The following is a 14938-nucleotide window of genomic DNA, read 5'->3' as shown; positions in this document are numbered from 1 at the left end:
AAACGGCGTGATGTCGATTTTTAGTCAACTTACTTGACATTCATTCCGCCAGGCCGCGAACTAGACCTCCCACAAGGGAGGATAAAAACATGACGAGCGAAACGCTCGCGGACCGGCGTATTCCTGCCGGCAACGATTTTCTGACGCCCGAGGCGGTCGCCGCCCTGACTCCAGCCGAGCTGACTGCGCGGATCGCGGCGCTGAAGCCCATGATAGCCGCCGCCTCCGCCGAGGCCGAACGCCTGCGCCGCCCGGTGGACGAGGTGTGGAACGCTTTGCGCGCCACCGGCTATTTCTACATGTATGTGCCGCGTCGCTTCGGCGGGCTGGAGTTCGCCCCCCAAGCCTATATCGACGCCACCCTCGCGATCTGCGAGGCCTGCCCCTCGACCGGATGGACGGCCAGCTTCGCCGCCGAACACAACTGGCTGATCGCCCAGTTCCCCGAGCAGACCCAGGCCGAGGTCTGGGGCCGCACCCCCTATGTCATCGCCCCCAGCGTCGCCGCCCCTCCGGGCAAGGCCGTGGCCGTGGACGGCGGCTTCCGCATCTCGGGCCGCTGGAAGTTCGGCACCGTCGTCATGCACGCCGACTGGGTCATGCTGAACGCCATGCAGGACATGGGCGAGGGCAAGCCCCCCGTCGTGCGGATGATGCTGGCGCGCGCCGAAGACGTGAAGGTGCTGGACACCTGGTTCATGAGCGGCATGGCCGCCACCGGCTCCAACGACATCGTCGCCGAGGACCTGTTCATCCCCGAGGCCTACAGCTTCGTGGTGTCCGAAGTTCGCACCGGCCGGGGCAACGGCTCGCGCCTCCACGACAACCCGCTATACGCCGCGCCCATGCTGCCGCAGCTGTGCGTCACCGCGGCCCTGCCCTCGGTCGGCGCAGCGAAAGCGGCGGTCGAACTGGGCCGTCAGCGCCTGACGGTGCACACCAAGATGGGCGGCCAGTCGACCCAGGTGGACAAGCCCGCCGCCCAGATGCGTCTGGCCCGCGCCGACCTGATGGTGCGCTCGGCGGAACTGTCGATCCGTCAGGCGGCCGACGAGAACCTGACCCTGTCGGCGCTGAGCGACGAGGAGCAGTTGCCGCATCGCCTGCGCCTGCGCGCCCAGATCGCCTATGCCGTCAGCCAGTGCCTGGATGCCGTGCGGACCTGCTGCGAGTCGTCGGGTTCGGGCATCTACGCCATGGACAATCCGATGCAGCGCATCCTGCGCGACATCGAGGTCATGGCCAGCCACATCGTCTACGACATGGACGTGTCCACCGAACTGCACGGCCGCTCTATGGTTGGCCTGGCGCCGAACTCGCTGCTGACCTGAGCCGCGACGACTTCTCCGAAACTCTCCACTCGGGGGCCGTTCGCGGCCCCCTCTTTTTATGGACCGCCCACGAAAAAGGGGCCCGCCAGGCCCCTCCTCCGATCCGCCCTTCGGCGCGATCAGTCGATGTGCTGCCCATCGTCGATCTGGATCACGGCGCCGGTGGCGTAGGCGGCGGCGTCGGACGTCAGATAGCTGATGGTCGGCGACAGGGCGTCGATCGGCATCAGGCGCTTGCGCGGCAGCTTGGAGATCATCTTCTGGCCCGCCTCGCTGGTGAACCACTCCTCGTTGATGTCGGTCAGCATGTAGCCGGGGCAGACGACGTTGACGCTGATGCGCGCCCGCGACCACTCATTGGCCAGAGCCCGGCCCAGCATGACCGCCGAGGCCTTGGACGCGCAGTAGGCGACCAGACCCGTCAGGGCGTGCAGGCCGCCCATCGAGGCCAGGATGACCATGCGCCCCCGGTCGGACTTGCCGCTGGCCAGCAGGCGCCGCCCGCCTTCGCGCGCCGTCAGGAAGACCCCGCGGCTGTTGACCGCCTGGATCTGATCGAACTCTTCGATCGACAGTTCGGTAGCCGGGCCGTCAGCGTTGACCCCGGCGTTGGCGATGACCGTGTCGACCAGGCCGAAATGGGCCTCGGCGGCGTCATAACCGGCGATGACCGAGGCCTCGTCCGACACGTCCATCGACACGGCCAGGGCCTGACCGCCCGCCGCCTCGATCTCGGCGACCAGGGCGGACAGACGGTCGGCCCGGCGCGCGGCCAGCACCACCCTGGCCCCGCCGCGCGACAGGACGCGAGCGAACTCGGCTCCTATGCCCGAGGAAGCGCCGGTGATCAGGGCCACGCGGCCTCCGTGGGTCAGTTGGGTCATGCTTGGTTCCTTTCGCGTGCGGACTGCCAGGCGCGCGTCATGGCGCTGGTCCGGGTCCGCTGCAGTTTTTCATTGAGCCAGACGGCGGCTTCGCAGACGGCGTCGATGTCGACCGCCATCTGACCATTCAGGGCGTAGGCCACGTCCTCGGTGGCGACATTGCCCGACGCGCCGGGCGCGAAGGGACAGCCGCCCGTGCCGCCGATGGAGGCGTCCACGGTCATGGCCCCGGCGGCGACGGCGGCGACGGCGTTGGCGACGCCCGTGCCGCGCGTGTCGTGGAAATGGACCCGCACCGGCAGGGGCCGCACGGCCGCGACCACCGCCGCGACCAGAGACGAAACCTCGCCCGGACGCGCCACGCCGATGGTGTCGGCCAAGGCGATCTCCAACGGACCAAAGGCGGCCAGACGCCGAGCCATGTCCACCACCCGCGCCGGATCAACCGCGCCCGACAGAGGGCAGCCAAAGGCGACGGAAATCGTGACCTGAGCGTCGCGGCCCACCGCCCGCGCCTGTTCGATGACCCGTCCGGCCATGGCGATGCCGGCGTCCACGTCCAGGCCCTGATTGGTCGTGCCGAAGACGTCCGATGCGGCGACCACGATCCCCAGTTCTTTGACGCTGGTGGTCAAGGCTCGGCCCGCGCCACGCTCATTCAGGACCAGACCGATGGTCCGCACGTCAGGTCGTTTCGGCAGGGCGGCGATCACCGCCTCGGCGTCGGCCATCTGCGGCACCAGCTTGGGATTGACGAAGCTGGCCACCTCGATCCGGCGCGCGCCGGCGGCGACCGCCCGTTCGATCAGCGCGACCTTGTCGGCGGTCGACAGGATGGTCTTTTCGTTCTGCAGGCCGTCGCGCGGCGAAACCTCGACCCATTCGGTCATGGTTGGACCTCTTTCAGTTCCGTCAGTTCGTGGCGATAGCGCGGCTGGTCGATGGCCAGGGTATCCAGGGTCGTGCGGCGCAGATGCTCAAAGACCGCCGCGTCGCCGCCGTTGACACTCCCGTCGCGCAAGGCCTCGGCCAGGGCGGTGTTCAGCGTCGCATAGTCGCCCTCGTGGCCCAGGATGGCCTGCATCCGGGCGACGGCGGCGGCCTCGGCGTCAGGCCACTGGGCCAGTTCACGCGACACGATGCCCAGGGCGTTGGCCGCCACCTTGCGGTGGAAGCCGTCAGCCGAAGTCTGCGCCCCTTCCAGCCAGGCGAGCGTCGCCTCCAGAAGTTCGTCCTTGCGCGGTCCCTCGATCATCGCGACGCCTCCATCAGAGCCAGAAGATCGACTTCGCATTCGCTGAGCCGCCGGCCGATCACAGCGCGCTCGACCGAGCGCGACGCGCCCGAGGCGAAGGTGCGGTACATCATCATCGTCACCACAGCCCATTTGAAGGTGCCCACCGCCTGCCAGAAGCGCACGCGCTCGACCGATGGCGGCTCGCCGCCCGCGTCGCGATAGGCGTCCAACAGGGCCTCCAGATCGGCAAAGCCGCCGACCACATGATGCGTGACGCCAAAGCGCCAGCTGTTGACGCACAGCCAGCCCATGTCCTCGGCCGGGTCGCCCAGATGGGCCAGCTCCCAGTCCAGAACGGCGGTCAGGCCGTCCTCGGGATCAACCATCAGATTGCCGTTGCGAAAGTCGCCGTGCACCAGACGCGGCTGAACCGGCGTCGGCAGGCGGGCCTCCATCCACTTCAGCGCCGCCTCCATGACGGGGCGCGGGCCGCTGCTCTTGCGATAGATATCGGCATAGCGGTCCAGCACGGCCCGGCCGTCCTGAACCTCCAGCGGCGGCAGGCCCGCCGGATCGATGGCGTGAATGCTCGCCAAAGCCTCGCCGCACTGGCGGCCCAGAATCGCGCGCGCCGGGGCGAAGGCCGGATCGGCGGCGATGCGACGACCCAGGGTCTCGCCCCAGACCCGCTCGACCACATAGGCCTCGCCCAGACCATCGGCCTCGGCGCAGTCGCGGACCAGACGAGCGACAGGAACCCCGCCCTCCTCCGCCGCCCTCAGCAGTCGGGCCTCGACCGGCAAAGGCAGAGAGGTTTCGAACACCTCGGCCTCGCCGCCCCCGCCGCGACGACGCAGGATCAGGGGACGCGAGCCGCCCTCGCCTTCAATGTCGAAGGCCCAGGTTTCCAGACTGGCGCCGCCGGTCAGGCGACGCAGGCCCTTGGCGTGGACGCCGCCGGGCGCCAGCGCCGACGCCAAGGCGTCAAGCCGGGCCAGCACGAACTCGGCCGGGTCGGATGCGGATGCGGGTTGAGATGCGGACATGTGGAATGGATGACCGAAGCGGTCGATCTTTGTCAAATAGATTGACGTTCATCGCGCAACCGGGACAGGATGAAACCTACCCTCCGTTCCAGTTGCGAGCCCCCGATGAGCGCCCACGCCGGTCCCTCCGCCTACACCCAGGAAGACGTCGATCTGTTCCGCGAGGGTCTGTCCAAGTTCCTCGACGCCGAATGCCCGACCGAGACAATCGAGAGCTGGAACCAAAACAAGATCGTCCCGCGCGACATGTGGACCAAGGGCGCCGAGTTCGGCCTCCTGGGCCTGTCGGTTCCAGAAGAATACGGCGGCATGGGCGCCGACTTCCGTCACGAGCGCGTCCTGATAGAGGAGTTCGGCGCGCGTGGCATGGAGGGCTGGGGCGTGCCGCTGCACAACATGATCATCGCCCCCTATCTGATCGCCTTCGGCACTGAGGAGCAAAAGGCCAAATGGCTGCCGGGCGTGGTCTCGGGCGAGATCGTCCTGGCCATCGCCATGACCGAACCGGGCACGGGCTCGGACCTGCAGGGAATCCGCACCCGCGCGCGTCTGGACGGCGACGAATGGGTGCTGAACGGCCAGAAGACCTTCATCTCCAACGGCCAGACGGCGGACCTGATTCTGGTGGTCTGCCGCACCTCGGACAACGGCTCGCGCGGCATCTCCCTGATCGCGGTCGAGGGCGACCGGCCCGGCTTCGTGCGCGGCCGCAACCTCGACAAGATGGGCCGCGCCGCCCAGGACACCTCCGAACTGTTCTTCGAGGACGTCCGCGTTCCCGCCTCCAACCTGGTCGGCGAAATCGAGGGCAAGGGCTTTGGTCAACTGATGCAGATGCTGCCGCAAGAACGCCTCGGCATCGCCGCCATGGGGCTGGCGATTCTGGAACGCGCACTGAAGCTGACGGTCGAATACACGCGCGAGCGCCACGCCTTCGGCAAGCCATTGATGGAGTTCCAGAACACCCAGTTCACCCTGGCCGACATCAAGACCAAGGCCGTCATCGCCCGCAGCTTCATCGACGCCTGCACCGAAAAGCTGATCCGCGGCGAACTGGACGCGGCCACCGCCTCGATGGCCAAGCTGTGGATCACTGAAACCGAGCTGGACGGGGTCAACCGCTGCCTGCAGTTGTTCGGCGGCTACGGCTACATGAACGAATATCCGATCGCCCAGCTCTACAAGGACGCCCGCATCGACACGATCCACGGCGGCGCCTCGGAAGTCATGAAGTTGCTGATCGCCCGTACCCTGTAGGCAGCAGCGCACCACCCTTGCGCGATTTGGGCGACCAAATTCCGCTTGGCGCGCCGCGCGCAGCAACGGCATAAGGTCGGCTTGGGAGTCCCTACATGATCTTCAATTCCGACTATCTGATCGTGCCCTTGCTGGCCGGTTTCGAGTGGTTCGACGAGAGCCTGCAGATGAGCCTGCGCGAAGCGGGCTGGCCCCATCTGACCCGGCCCGAGTCGATGGTGATGATGCACGTCCAGATGGAAGTCGTGCGGCCCGCCGACATCGCCCGCAGCCTGCGCCTGACCCGACAGGCCGTGCACTCGACCATCAACTCTCTGGTGGAGCGCGGCGTGTTCGAGCTGGTAGACGACCCGACCGACGGACGTATCCGCATTGTGCAACTGACCCCCATGGGCAAGGCCATGCGCCGGGACGCCCAGAAGATCGTCGCCCATCTGACCGAGGAGTTGGGACGCCGGATCGGCGCCCGCCGGGTCAAGGCCCTGCGAGAGTCCTTCGCGGGCGATTGGGGCGCACCAATCGTCCACACCCTCGACGGTCCAGACACCGGCATGGCGGCTTTCCGTCAGGACTAGGATAAATTCTGTAAAGTAACTTGACGAGTTTACCAGAAAGGGATTGTCTACTTTCTTGACAATGAGGGCCATCAAGAGCCCCGGTCAGGGAGGACGACCTGCGCCCCGTCAAACGGCCGCGCCCTCCTCGTTGCCAATCAAGCCTCTTCGATGAAGGGGCCGCATGGGGAGGAAACGCATGCGCTACAAATACCTGATGCTGCTGGCGTCCAGCAGCCTGACGCTCGGCTCGGCCGCTCACGCTCAAACCGCTCAACAAGATCCCGCCGCCGACACGCCCGTCACCTCGGTCGGCGAAGTGCTGGTCACGGCGCGCAAGCGCACTGAACGCCTGCAGGACGTGCCGATCTCGGTCAACGTGACCAGCGGCGAGGAACTGGCCAGTCAGGACGTCCGCAACCTGGAGGCCCTGTCGGGCTCGGTGCCGAACCTGCACATCCAGGCCACGCCGGGCAACAACGCCATCTATATCCGCGGCATCGGCTCCTCGCCGGGCAACCTGGCCTTTGAGCAATCCGTCGGCCTGTTCGTCGACGGCGCCTACGCCGGTCGCGGCCGCCAGTTCGCCGCCCCCTTCCTGGATGTCGCCAGCGTCGAAGTCCTGCGCGGCGCCCAGGGCGCCCTGTTCGGCAAGAACACCGCCGCCGGGGCCATCAACATCACCTCTAACGGTCCGCGCGCCACGCGCGAACTGGCCACCACCGTCACCGGCACAATCGACGGCGACAACGGCTATGAAATCACCCAGATCGTCTCGGGCCCGATCACCGACAAGCTGCTGGTCCGCCTAGCTGGCAAGTATAGCGACAACGAAGGCTGGCTGGAGAACACCAGCACCGGCGACCACAATCCGGGTCGCGAGGACCTGATCGGTCGCGCCGTCATCGACTATCTGGCCTCGGACACCCTGAGCTTCCGCCTCAAGGTCGAAGGCGCCAGCCAGGACCTGACCGGCCAGCCGATGAGCAGCGTCGCCCCCGGCGGCGCCAAGTCCTTCACCCGCGCCACCACGCCGGGCGTGGCCGACTTCGACAACGCCAACAGCTTCAACAGCGTGCTGACGATCAACAAGGATTTCGCCAACGGCGTGACCCTGACGGCGATCACCGCCTATTCGGCCTTTGACTACGACAAGCAGATCGACAGCGATTTCACCATCAATCCGCTGCTGCGCACCACCTTCCAGGAAGACTTCAACCAGGTGTCGCAGGAGGTCCGTCTGACCTCGCCCAACGACGGCGCCCTGACCTGGATCGTCGGGGCCTATGCCCACCGCAATGAAATCGACATGCATCAGAACACCGGCATTCTGATGGGCCCCTTCAACGGCGCCAGCGACCGCCTGTTCAACCAGACGGACGAGAGCTATTCGCTCTATGGCCAAGCCACCTACGCCCTCAACGACCAGTGGAAACTGACCGCCGGCCTGCGCCAGACCTGGGAAGACAAGGCCGCCGACCAGACCCGCGCCACCACCGGCGCCGTGCCCCCCTCCTGGGTCAACACCCCGCTAAGCGGCCAGCGCAAGGAAAGCCAGCTCGATCCCTCGGTGCAGGTTCAGTACGTGCTGGACCGCAACACCATGTTCTACGCCTCCTACGCCAAGGGCTCGAAGGCCGGCGGCTTCGTTGGCGCCCAGTCGACCGGCGACCAGACCTCGTTCGAGTTCGAAGGAGAGACCTCTCAGTCGTTGGAGATCGGGACCAAGCTGACCCTGCTGGACGGTCGGGCTACCCTGAACCTGGCCGCCTATACCTCCAAGTTCGAAGACCTGCAGGTCTCGGGCTTCAACGCCGCGACCAACGCCTTCATCACCTCCAACGCCGCCAGCGCCAAGAGCCAGGGCGTCGAAGCCGAGGGCACCTTGCGCCTGCATCCGTCGGTCACCCTGTCGGGCTCGATCGCCTATAACGACGCCAAGTACGACTCCTACCCAACCGCGCCCTGCGTCTACAACAACGGCGTGGCCCCCCCGGCCAACTGCGTCCAGGACATCGGCGGCACCCGCCTCCCGCGCGCGCCCAAGTGGTCGGGCGCCCTGACGCTGAACGTCGACCATCCCCTCGATAACGGCATGCGCGTCCAGGCCGACGCCACGGTGCGCGGCCGCAGCGGCACCTATCTGGAGGAAAACCTGAACCCCCGCTCCTATCAGGAAGGCTTCTCCAAGGTAGATCTGCGGCTGGGTCTGGTTTCGGCCGACGACCGTTGGACCCTGGCCCTGATCGGTCGCAACATTACCGACGAATGGACCGCCTCCCACTCGTTCGGCACGCCCTTCCTGGCGGGCTCCCAGACCTATGTGGTCGATCCGGGCCGGGTCGTCTCGATCCAGCTGGGTCTGCGCTACTGACCCCTTCCTCGTCCGGGGTCTGATCGGGGCCCCAGACAAACTTCGCCGGAGCGGTCCCCCCGACGCTCCGGCTTTTTTTATGCCTGGCGTCCGGCGCAGCAGGTCAACAAAAACGGCCGGCCCCGCCAGGGACCGGCCGTTGATCGTTCTGGCTTCAGCCGTCGATCAGAACGCAGCGTTCAGCCACTCCACAAAGACGCCCGCCGATTCCGCCGCCTTGTCGGGCTGGCCGGAATAGTAGTGGTTAGCGCCCTTGATGACCGCATGGGTCTGGGGCGCCTTGACCGCGGCCGCCATCAGACGGGCCGCGTGACTGGGAGTGCAGGCGTCGTCGGCGCTGTTCTCGATGACCAGCATGGGGACGCTGATCCGCGCGGCGCACTTCAGACCGTCGGCGTTGGAGTCGTCATAGGACCATTGCGACATCCACGACCGCAGAGTCGAGAACCGCGCCAGGCCGACCGGGCCGTCGTTGACCACCACCGGATCGCCCAACATGCAGTAGTGGGGACGACGGTCGCTGGGCTCCAGCGTCTCGTCAATGAAGCGCGGGTCCGCCATGGTCCCCTGCACCACAAAACCACGCTCGTGGTTGTGCAATCCCTGCAGCTTCAGATCGGCCAGTTGCTGCTTCACCCAGGCGGTGATGCGGCGGTTTCGGGCCACCTGGGCGTCGCGATAGCGGGCGATGAATTCCGGCGAATAGGGCGCCTGATTGGGGTTGGTCGGATCGTAGATGTTCAGTTCGGGATCGCGGTCGAAAGGCCGGCTTTCGTCCGTCACGGAGGGGTCGATCCACTCGGTCAGGGTCAGGTTGCGCGACAGGTGGGCCGCCAAAAGAGCGATGCCGTCCGCCGGGATCAGGTTCGCCTTGGTCAGGTCGATCGGGTCGCCCGCCGGGGTCTGGGTCACGGTCGGTTTTTCGGCTTCCGCCTGATAGAAGAGCGACAGGGCGCCGCCGCCGGACCAGCCGCCCAGGATCACCTTCTTGTAGCCCAGACGCTCCTTCGCATCGCGGACGCAGGCGCCCAGATCCAGGGCGCACTTCTCCATGATCAGGGCGTTGTCGATGCCCCGATAGCGGCTGTTGCAATAGATGACGTGGACGCCCTGCTTGGCCAGAGCCGCCGGCAGAGGCAGCCAGGCGCCGCCGCCGATCGGGTGCATCATGATGACGACGGTGTCGGACTCAGTGTCCGGTTTCAGCAGGTGGGCCTCCAGCGCGACCGAGCTCTCGGCGCCGCCATAGGTGTCCTTGAAGGTCGCCTGCTCCTGGAAGACGATCAGATAGGGAATGCGCTGGTACTTCTTCTTCACGGCGCTCATCCCTTCAGCTCCGACTGGGGCTTGCCGCGACGGTCCAGCGCAACGGCGCCAAACTTGGCTTCTTTCTCTGCACGGGTGCGGGCCGACCAGTCCTTGATCAACTGCGGCAGGATCGCCTTCTCCTCGGCCAGGATGCGGTCGTGGTCGGCGGTGCGGCAGGTGACTTCGACCTGGATACCGTTGGGATCGTACATATAGACCGAGCGGACGAAGTGATGCTCGACCGGGCCCAGGCAGCTGACGCCGTGCGAGCGAATGCGCTGCTGGATCTCCAGCATGTGCGCCTCGTCGCGCGCCTCCAGGGCGATGTGCATGTCGAAGCTGTCCTTGCGCTGGAACCAGTCGGGATCAGCGGTCGAGGGCGCGTCGAAGAAGGCGACGAAATTGCCGTCCTCCATCTCGAAGAAGATGTGCATGTAGGGGACCGGATCGCCCGATCCCGGCACCTCGTCCAGAACGATGCCCGACGAGGCCTTCAGCCCCATGACGTCTTCATAGAACCAACGCGTCTGCTCGGCGTCGCGGCAGCGGAACGCCGCGTGATGCAGCGACTGCAAGCCGCTGGGGGGGAAGGCTGTCGTGCCCATGGAATCCATCCTACCTGACGTTTCTTGTCTTGGATTCACTCCATACCTGCGCCCGATGTTTGTCAAATTGCTTTACGTTATTCGACGGCAGGCCTAGGCTCGACCCAACGATAAGGAGGAGCCGAAATGGACTTCGAACTGCCCGCCGAACTGACCGGCTATCTGGCGGAACTGGACGCCTTCATCGCGGCCGAGATCGCTCCGCTTCAGGCGCAGGACGACAACGAACGCTTCTTCGACCACCGCCGCGAATGGGCCCGCACCGACTATGATCGCGGCGGCCTGCCTCGCCATGAGTGGGAAGACCTGCTGGCCGAGGCCAAGCGCCGCGCCGACGCGGCCGGTCACCTGCGCTTCGCCCTGCCCGCCGAGTTCGGCGGCAAGGACGGCTCGAACCTGGCCATGGCCGTGATCCGCGAGCATTTCGCCGCCAAGGGCCTGGGCCTGCACAACGATCTGCAGAACGAGCACTCGATCGTCGCCAACTATCCGCAGGTGCTGATGTTCCGCGACTTCGGGACCCCGGCCCAGCGCGAGGAGTTCATCGGCGGCATCCTGAACAACACCCGCTCGGTCTGCTTCGGCCTGACCGAGCCCGACCACGGTTCGGACGCCACCCACATGGAGACCGTCGCCGAGCCCGAGACCCGCGACGGCGTCGCCGGCTGGCGCATCGACGGCGAAAAGATGTGGACCACCGGGATGCACGTCGCCACCCACGTCATGGTCTTCTGCCGCACCTCGGGCGAGGCCGGCGACGCCGATGGCATCAGTTGCCTGCTGGTCCCCGCCGAAGCGCCAGGCGTCAAGGTCGAGGAGTATCTGTGGACCTTCAACATGCCCACGGACCATCCGCGCGTCAGCTTCACCAACGTCTGGGTTCCCGCCGACGCCATGTTCGGCCCGGTCGGCGGCGGACTGACGCTGGCCCAGCACTTCGTCCATGAGAACCGCATCCGTCAGGCGGCCTCGTCGCTGGGCGCCGCCGATTTCTGCGTCAAGCAGAGCGTGGCCTACGCCCGTGCCCGCAAGCCGTTCGGCAAGCCGCTGGCGGTCAATCAGGCGATCCAGTTCCCGCTGGTCGAACTGGCCACCCAGGTCGAGATGCTGCGCCAGATGATCCGCAAGACGGCGTGGGAAATGGACCGCATGTCCAAGCCCGAGGTGGCGACCACGCTCTCGGACCGAGTCTCCATGTGCAACTACTGGGCGAACCGACTGGTCTGTCAGGCGGCGGACACCGCCATGCAGGTGCACGGCGGCATGGGTTATTCACGCCATACCCCGTTCGAGCACATCTATCGCCACCATCGCCGCTATCGGATCACCGAGGGTGCGGAGGAAATCCAGATGCGCAAGATCGCCGCCTGGATGTTCGGCTTCGCCGGTCCCAACAAGATCGCCCGCGAACCGAAAGCAGCCAAGGCGTGACCGGCCCCGTCGTCGTCGCCTTCAGCGACCTGCCAGGCATGGCGGGTCGCGACCTCGGCGTCTCCGACTGGCTCAGCCTCGACCAGCCGCGCATCAACCGCTTCGCCGACGCCACCGACGACCATCAGTGGATCCACGTCGACGTCGAGCGGGCGATGCGCGAGCAGGGCGGCCCGATCGCCCACGGCTTCCTGACCCTGTCGCTGCTGCCCCGACTGCAAGACGACCTGTTGCGCATCGAGGGCGCCGACAAGGTGCTGAACGTCGGCGTCAACAAGGTGCGCTTCGTCTCTCCCGCTCCGGCAGGCGTGCGCGTGCGCCTGCGTCAGACCGTGGCGGCGGTCGAGGCCCGCGCCGGCGGCTGGCAGATCATCAGCGACTGCGTGATCGAGGGCGAGGGCCTTGAGAAGCCCCTCTGCGTCGCCCAGAGCGTCATGCTGGCCTTGCCCGCCTCAGACGCTGTGACGGCGGTCGCGGCCTAGTTAGTAAAGTAACTTGACATATTTTTCCCTGGTCGCAGTATCAGGGAAACCATGCTCGGCAACAGGGCAGGCCTCACAGGGAAGGACGACGGCCATGGACGATGATCTGGCTCCGACGCTGAAAAGCGCGCTGCGCAACCTGGTGCGCTCCGTCGTGGTGGTCACGGCCCAGGTCGACGGCCAGCCCTTCGCCATGGCGGCCACCGCCGTCAGCGAGGTCAGCATGGACCCGCCCTCCATGCTGGTCTGCATCAACCGCAACGCCGCCATCTTCCAGGCCATCGACGCCGGTTCGGACCTGATGCTGAACGTGCTGAGCGCCGACCATGAGGCGGTGTCGCGCGCCTGCGGCGGCGGCGTGCGCGGCGGCGAGCGCTTCGCCATCGGTCATTGGGAAGAGGCCGTCGAGGACTGCCCGCCCTTCCTGCGCGACGCCTGCGCCGTCATTCATTTGAAGCAGGCCAATGTGGTCGATCATGGCAGCCACAGGGTCGTCATCGGCGACGTCCTGTCCGTCACCCTGCCCTCGGCCCTGCCGCCCCTCGCCTATTTCGACGGCCGCTATGTGCAGGTGGCCGCCTGACCTGACCGACCGCCCATAAGCCGCACAGAACGGCAGGGCTCATAGTGGAGTAGAGACACGTGCCCAGGATTGATCGCCGTTCCCTTCTGGCCGGCATGGCCGGCGCCAGCGCCGCCGCAGCCGCCCCGCCCGTCCGCGCCCGTCCGCGAACGCCGCGCGATCCGTCCAAGCCGCTGAATGTCCTCTTCATCGTCACCGATCAGGAGTTCGGACTGCAATCCTATCCCGAGGGCTTCCTCGACCACCTGCCCGGCCACCGCGCCCTGCTGGAACGCAGCCTGCACGTGCGCAACTATCATGTGCACACCACGCCCTGCACCCCGTCGCGCGCCGTCATCTACACCGGCCAGCACACGCAGAAGACCAAGGTCTATTCCAACGCCGAACAGGGCGCCGTCCTGACGCCCGAGGTCGACACCCTCGGCGACATGATGCGGGCGGCGGGCTACTACACGACCTACAAGGGCAAGTGGCACCTGTCGAAGCTGCCGACGGTTGCAGGCTTCCAGCGCGAGTACCCCGACACCACCAACGCCATGGAGCCTTTCGGCTTCTCGGACTACAACTTCTACGGCGAGGAGATCGGCCTGACCTGGGCCGGCTACCGCACCGACCGCGCCGTCACCGGCGACGCCGCCATGCTGATCGAGCAACTGGCCAAAACGCCCGAGAAGCGCGAGGACAAGCCCTGGTTCATGGCCGTGAACCTGGTCAATCCGCACGACATCATGTTCTACGACGCCACCGGCGAACAGGCCGAGACCCGCGCCGTCTGGAACCTGGCCGGGGTCATGCGCGCCGAGCCGGGCGATCCCCTGTATCAGACCAACCTCGGCTATGGCCTGCCGCGCAGCTTCTATCTGGATGACCTGTCGACCAAGCCCGAGGCCCATCGCGGCATCTCGGCCCTGGATGTGAAGACCTATGGCGCCATGCCGCGCGAGGACGAGGCCGCCTGGCTGCGCTTCGTCAACTACTACTGCAACTGCATCCGTGACGTGGACCAGAACATCCTCACCCTGCTGTGGGCGCTCGAGAACTCGGGCCAGATGGACAACACCATCATCGTCTACACCTCGGACCACGGCGAGCGGGCCGCCGCCCACGGCATGCGCCAGAAGGGCGGCACCATCTACCGCGAGGAAACCAACGTCCCGATGTTCATCGCCCACCCCGACGGCGTGCGCGGCGTGACCACGGACGCGGTGATGAGCTCGGTCGACATCGCCCCCACCCTGCTGGGCTTCGCCGGCAAGGACGCGGCCTGGAGCAAGACGACTTTCCCGCAACTGGTCGGCCACGACCTGTCCGGCCTGACGCGCACGCCGACCGCCCGCACCGCGCGCGACGAGGAAGGCCACCTATTCAACTACGGCGTCCTGCTGTCGTGGGAGCGGACCAACAAGAACTACCTCGACCGCCCGGTCTTCGACCTGTCGAAACGCCGCGTGCACCGGGGCGTGTTCGACGGCCGCTACAAGTTCGCACGCTACTTCGCCCCCGGCGAGCACCACACGCCCGTCACCTGGGAACAACTGATCGCCCACAACGACCTGGAGCTCTACGACACCCGCGCCGATCCCGAGGAGATCATCAATCTGGCGGCCCAGCCCGAGCGCCACAGGGAGTTGATCCTGCGCCTCAACGCCATGACCAACGCCCTGTTCGCCCGCGAGGTCGGCGAGGACCGCGGCGGCGAATATCCGGGCCCGATCGCGCAGTACAATACGCTGACGCATCCGACCTAGGGCCGGGTCTCAACTGGTCTCGCGATGGTCACGGCTCTTGATTCAAAGCGCTGGGGCCGCCGGAGCCTCTGGCACGGCATCTTCAAGTCGCGGAGCCA

At 66.5% G+C, this 14938-nt stretch carries 14 protein-coding genes; 8 read left to right on the top strand and 6 right to left on the bottom strand.

What is annotated here, in order from left to right:
* Window positions 1–89 precede the first annotated feature (89 nt).
* Window positions 90–1331: an acyl-CoA dehydrogenase family protein gene (locus CQ039_RS09495; protein ID WP_105561970.1), complete on the top strand. Its 1242-nt coding sequence runs from the start codon at window positions 90–92 to the stop codon at window positions 1329–1331.
* A gap of 119 nt (window positions 1332–1450) precedes the next feature.
* Here the strand turns inward: CQ039_RS09495 and CQ039_RS09490 are convergent, their stop codons facing one another.
* From CQ039_RS09490 to CQ039_RS09475, 4 genes are read right to left on the bottom strand one after another with little or no spacing between them, the layout of a single operon-like run.
* A complete protein-coding gene (locus tag CQ039_RS09490) occupies window positions 1451–2215 on the bottom strand; it encodes an SDR family NAD(P)-dependent oxidoreductase (protein WP_105561971.1) in 765 nt (254 codons plus the stop codon).
* The gene (locus CQ039_RS09485; protein ID WP_105561972.1) at window positions 2212–3105 is read right to left on the bottom strand and encodes a hydroxymethylglutaryl-CoA lyase; all 894 of its coding nucleotides are present in this window, start codon (window positions 3103–3105) and stop codon (window positions 2212–2214) included. The genes CQ039_RS09490 and CQ039_RS09485 overlap by 4 nt, the downstream gene beginning before the upstream one ends.
* Window positions 3102–3470: a DUF6285 domain-containing protein gene (locus CQ039_RS09480; RefSeq protein WP_105561973.1), complete on the bottom strand. Its 369-nt coding sequence runs from the start codon at window positions 3468–3470 to the stop codon at window positions 3102–3104. The genes CQ039_RS09485 and CQ039_RS09480 overlap by 4 nt, the downstream gene beginning before the upstream one ends.
* Window positions 3467–4498: a phosphotransferase family protein gene (locus CQ039_RS09475; protein ID WP_105561974.1), complete on the bottom strand. Its 1032-nt coding sequence runs from the start codon at window positions 4496–4498 to the stop codon at window positions 3467–3469. Before CQ039_RS09475 ends, CQ039_RS09480 begins: the two co-directional genes overlap by 4 nt.
* A 105-nt stretch (window positions 4499–4603) precedes the next feature.
* Between CQ039_RS09475 and CQ039_RS09470 the strand changes: the two genes are divergently transcribed.
* The 3 genes from CQ039_RS09470 (at window position 4604) to CQ039_RS09460 (ending at window position 8683) form a co-directional block, all read left to right on the top strand.
* Window positions 4604–5755, top strand: coding sequence for an acyl-CoA dehydrogenase family protein (locus CQ039_RS09470; RefSeq protein WP_105561975.1), 1152 nt, complete (start codon window positions 4604–4606; stop codon window positions 5753–5755).
* Window positions 5756–5850: 95 nt separating this feature from the next.
* The gene (locus CQ039_RS09465; RefSeq protein ID WP_105561976.1) at window positions 5851–6330 is read left to right on the top strand and encodes a MarR family winged helix-turn-helix transcriptional regulator; all 480 of its coding nucleotides are present in this window, start codon (window positions 5851–5853) and stop codon (window positions 6328–6330) included.
* Window positions 6331–6508: 178 nt separating this feature from the next.
* On the top strand, window positions 6509–8683 hold the full coding sequence (locus CQ039_RS09460) for a TonB-dependent receptor (protein WP_158255957.1): 2175 nt from the start codon (window positions 6509–6511) through the stop codon (window positions 8681–8683).
* Between the two features lie 165 nt (window positions 8684–8848).
* Here the strand turns inward: CQ039_RS09460 and CQ039_RS09455 are convergent, their stop codons facing one another.
* Window positions 8849–10009, bottom strand: a complete 1161-nt coding sequence (locus CQ039_RS09455; RefSeq protein WP_105561978.1) for a S9 family peptidase — start codon at window positions 10007–10009, stop codon at window positions 8849–8851.
* Entirely contained in the window at window positions 10006–10596 is a 591-nt protein-coding gene (locus tag CQ039_RS09450; RefSeq protein WP_105562017.1) for a VOC family protein, read from the bottom strand. Before CQ039_RS09450 ends, CQ039_RS09455 begins: the two co-directional genes overlap by 4 nt.
* Window positions 10597–10722: 126 nt before the next feature.
* On the opposite strand from CQ039_RS09450, the gene CQ039_RS09445 reads away from it, so the two are divergent.
* The 4 genes from CQ039_RS09445 to CQ039_RS09430 all read left to right on the top strand — a co-directional run bounded on the left by CQ039_RS09445 (window position 10723) and on the right by CQ039_RS09430 (window position 14840).
* A complete protein-coding gene (locus CQ039_RS09445) occupies window positions 10723–12027 on the top strand; it encodes an acyl-CoA dehydrogenase family protein (RefSeq protein WP_105561979.1) in 1305 nt (434 codons plus the stop codon).
* Window positions 12024–12509 carry a MaoC family dehydratase gene (locus tag CQ039_RS09440; protein ID WP_233190090.1) on the top strand — a complete coding sequence of 162 codons (486 nt, stop codon included), beginning with the start codon at window positions 12024–12026 and terminating at the stop codon, window positions 12507–12509. Before CQ039_RS09445 ends, CQ039_RS09440 begins: the two co-directional genes overlap by 4 nt.
* A 94-nt stretch (window positions 12510–12603) precedes the next feature.
* Entirely contained in the window at window positions 12604–13092 is a 489-nt protein-coding gene (locus CQ039_RS09435) for a flavin reductase family protein (protein ID WP_105561980.1), read from the top strand.
* 59 nt (window positions 13093–13151) lie between these two features.
* Entirely contained in the window at window positions 13152–14840 is a 1689-nt protein-coding gene (locus CQ039_RS09430; protein WP_105689986.1) for a sulfatase-like hydrolase/transferase, read from the top strand.
* Window positions 14841–14938 lie beyond the last annotated feature (98 nt).

Source organism: Brevundimonas sp. MYb52 (genome assembly GCF_002979535.1).
GTDB lineage: Bacteria > Pseudomonadota > Alphaproteobacteria > Caulobacterales > Caulobacteraceae > Brevundimonas.
The sequence above is the reverse complement of the archived record's forward strand: the minus strand, read 5'-3'. Positions and strand labels throughout refer to the sequence as shown.

Bases quoted from the DNA above. Each gene is read 5' to 3' on its own strand.
- CQ039_RS09495 (WP_105561970.1), top strand. From the start codon at position 90: ATGACGAGCGAAACGCTCGCGGACCGGCGTATTCCTGCCGGCAACGAT.
- CQ039_RS09490 (WP_105561971.1), bottom strand. From the start codon at position 2,215: ATGACCCAACTGACCCACGGAGGCCGCGTGGCCCTGATCACCGGCGCT.
- CQ039_RS09460 (WP_158255957.1), top strand. From the start codon at position 6,509: ATGCGCTACAAATACCTGATGCTGCTGGCGTCCAGCAGCCTGACGCTC.
- CQ039_RS09445 (WP_105561979.1), top strand. From the start codon at position 10,723: ATGGACTTCGAACTGCCCGCCGAACTGACCGGCTATCTGGCGGAACTG.
- CQ039_RS09450 (WP_105562017.1), bottom strand. From the start codon at position 10,596: ATGGGCACGACAGCCTTCCCCCCCAGCGGCTTGCAGTCGCTGCATCAC.
- CQ039_RS09455 (WP_105561978.1), bottom strand. From the start codon at position 10,009: ATGAGCGCCGTGAAGAAGAAGTACCAGCGCATTCCCTATCTGATCGTC.
- CQ039_RS09475 (WP_105561974.1), bottom strand. From the start codon at position 4,498: ATGTCCGCATCTCAACCCGCATCCGCATCCGACCCGGCCGAGTTCGTG.
- CQ039_RS09485 (WP_105561972.1), bottom strand. From the start codon at position 3,105: ATGACCGAATGGGTCGAGGTTTCGCCGCGCGACGGCCTGCAGAACGAA.
- CQ039_RS09480 (WP_105561973.1), bottom strand. From the start codon at position 3,470: ATGATCGAGGGACCGCGCAAGGACGAACTTCTGGAGGCGACGCTCGCC.
- CQ039_RS09465 (WP_105561976.1), top strand. From the start codon at position 5,851: ATGATCTTCAATTCCGACTATCTGATCGTGCCCTTGCTGGCCGGTTTC.
- CQ039_RS09470 (WP_105561975.1), top strand. From the start codon at position 4,604: ATGAGCGCCCACGCCGGTCCCTCCGCCTACACCCAGGAAGACGTCGAT.
- CQ039_RS09435 (WP_105561980.1), top strand. From the start codon at position 12,604: ATGGACGATGATCTGGCTCCGACGCTGAAAAGCGCGCTGCGCAACCTG.